The 2500-nt window shown below is 53.8% G+C and carries 1 rRNA gene (only partly in view); it reads left to right on the top strand.

Annotation, left to right across the window (positions count from 1 at the left end):
• Window positions 1-2381 (top strand): 23S ribosomal RNA (locus NSQ78_RS21490) (it extends 499 nt beyond the left edge of the window).
• The last annotated feature ends 119 nt before the right edge of the window (window positions 2382-2500 follow it).

The following is a 2500-nucleotide window of genomic DNA, read 5'->3' as shown; positions in this document are numbered from 1 at the left end:
AACCGTGTGCGTACAAGCAGTAGGAGCTCCGCAAGGAGTGACTGCGTACCTTTTGTATAATGGGTCAGCGACTTACTGTTCGTGGCAAGCTTAACCGTATAGGGGAGGCGAAGGGAAACCGAGTCTGATAAGGGCGCATAGTCGCGGGCAGTAGACCCGAAACCGGGTGATCTAGTCATGCCCAGGGTGAAGGTGCGGTAACACGCACTGGAGGCCCGAACCCACTCCCGTTGCAAAGGTAGGGGATGAGGTGTGATTAGGAGTGAAAAGCTAATCGAACCCGGAGATAGCTGGTTCTCCTCGAAAGCTATTTAGGTAGCGCCTCATATGTATCCTCTCGGGGGTAGAGCACTGTTATGGCTAGGGGGTCATCGCGACTTACCAAACCATTGCAAACTCCGAATACCGAGACGGACTGTATGGGAGACACACGGCGGGTGCTAACGTCCGTCGTGAAAAGGGAAACAACCCAGACCCACAGCTAAGGTCCCAAATTTTGTGCTAAGTGGAAAACCATGTGGAAAGGCACAGACAGCCAGGAGGTTGGCTTAGAAGCAGCCACCCTTTAAAGAAAGCGTAATAGCTCACTGGTCGAGTCGGTCTGCGGGGAAGATTTAACGGGGCTAAGCACAGAACCGAAGCTTGGGGTGCATAACTTAGTTATGCGCGGTAGAGGAGCGTTCCGTAAGCCGTTGAAGGTGGATTGAGAAGTCTGCTGGAGGTATCGGAAGTGCGAATGCTGACATGAGTAACGATAATGCGGGTGAAAAACCCGCACGCCGAAAGCCCAAGGTTTCCTTGCGCAACGTTAATCGGCGCAGGGTGAGTCGGCCCCTAAGGCGAGGACGAAAGTCGTAGTCGATGGGAAGCAGGTTAATATTCCTGCACCTCGCGTAAGTGCGATGGAGGGACGGAGAAGGTTAGGTGTACCAGGCGTTGGTTGTCCTGGGGAAAGGCGGTAGGTTTGGATCTTTGGCAAATCCGGGATCCTTTAAGACCGAGCACCGAGACGAGCCTTTAAGGCGAAGTCACTGATACCACGCTTCCAGGAAAAGCTCCTAAGCTTCAGCTTACGCAGACCGTACCGTAAACCGACACAGGTGGGTAGGATGAGAATTCTCAGGCGCTTGAGAGAACTCGGGTGAAGGAACTAGGCAACATGGCACCGTAACTTCGGGAGAAGGTGCACCCTTTTTGGTGGCTCGTGCGAGCTATAGCTGAAGAGGGTCGCAGTAACCAGGCCGCTGCGACTGTTTATCAAAAACACAGCACTCTGCAAACACGAAAGTGGACGTATAGGGTGTGACGCCTGCCCGGTGCTGGAAGGTTAATTGATGGGGTCAGCCGCAAGGCGAAGCTCTTGATCGAAGCCCCAGTAAACGGCGGCCGTAACTATAACGGTCCTAAGGTAGCGAAATTCCTTGTCGGGTAAGTTCCGACCTGCACGAATGGCGTAACGACAGCGGCGCTGTCTCCACCCGAGACTCAGTGAAATTGAAATCGCTGTGAAGATGCAGCGTTCCCGTGGCAAGACGGAAAGACCCCGTGAACCTTTACTATAGCTTTACACTGAACGTTGAGTTCGTCTGTGTAGGATAGGTGGGAGGCTATGAAACCATGGCGCTAGCTGTGGTGGAGCCATCCTTGAAATACCACCCTGTCGTGCTTGACGTTCTAACCTAGGCCCATTATCTGGGTCGGGGACCGTGTATGGTGGGTAGTTTGACTGGGGCGGTCTCCTCCTAAAGAGTAACGGAGGAGCTCGAAGGTACGCTCAGCGCGGTCGGACATCGCGCACTGTGTGCAAAGGCATAAGCGTGCTTGACTGCAAGATCGACGGATCAAGCAGGTAGGAAACTAGGACTTAGTGATCCGGTGGTTCTGTATGGAAGGGCCATCGCTCAACGGATAAAAGGTACTCCGGGGATAACAGGCTGATACCGCCCAAGAGTTCATATCGACGGCGGTGTTTGGCACCTCGATGTCGGCTCATCACATCCTGGGGCTGTAGTCGGTCCCAAGGGTATGGCTGTTCGCCATTTAAAGTGGTACGCGAGCTGGGTTCAGAACGTCGTGAGACAGTTCGGTCCCTATCTGCCATGGGCGTTGGAGATTTGAGAGGGGCTGCTCCTAGTACGAGAGGACCGGAGTGGACGAACCTCTGGTGTTCCGGTTGTCACGCCAGTGGCATTGCCGGGTAGCTATGTTCGGAAGCGATAACCGCTGAAAGCATCTAAGCGGGAAGCGCGCCTCAAGATGAGATCTCCCGGGGCACAAGCCCCCTGAAGGAACCATGTAGACTACGTGGTTGATAGGTCAGGTGTGTAAGTACAGCAATGTATTGAGCTAACTGATACTAATGATCCGTGCGGCTTGACCATATAACCTCAAGTTGCCTTGGCTTTACGACAACGTCGTAAGAGCATCCAAGTGCACGCTACGTCACAAGAACTATGCGAGGCTGGCGCCTTGTCCCCTAGGGACGAGTGCGACTCTCCAA

This window comes from Stenotrophomonas sp. FSL W7-1447, from assembly GCF_037966425.1.
GTDB lineage: Bacteria > Pseudomonadota > Gammaproteobacteria > Xanthomonadales > Xanthomonadaceae > Stenotrophomonas > Stenotrophomonas pavanii.
The sequence above is the reverse complement of the archived record's forward strand: the minus strand, read 5'-3'. Positions and strand labels throughout refer to the sequence as shown.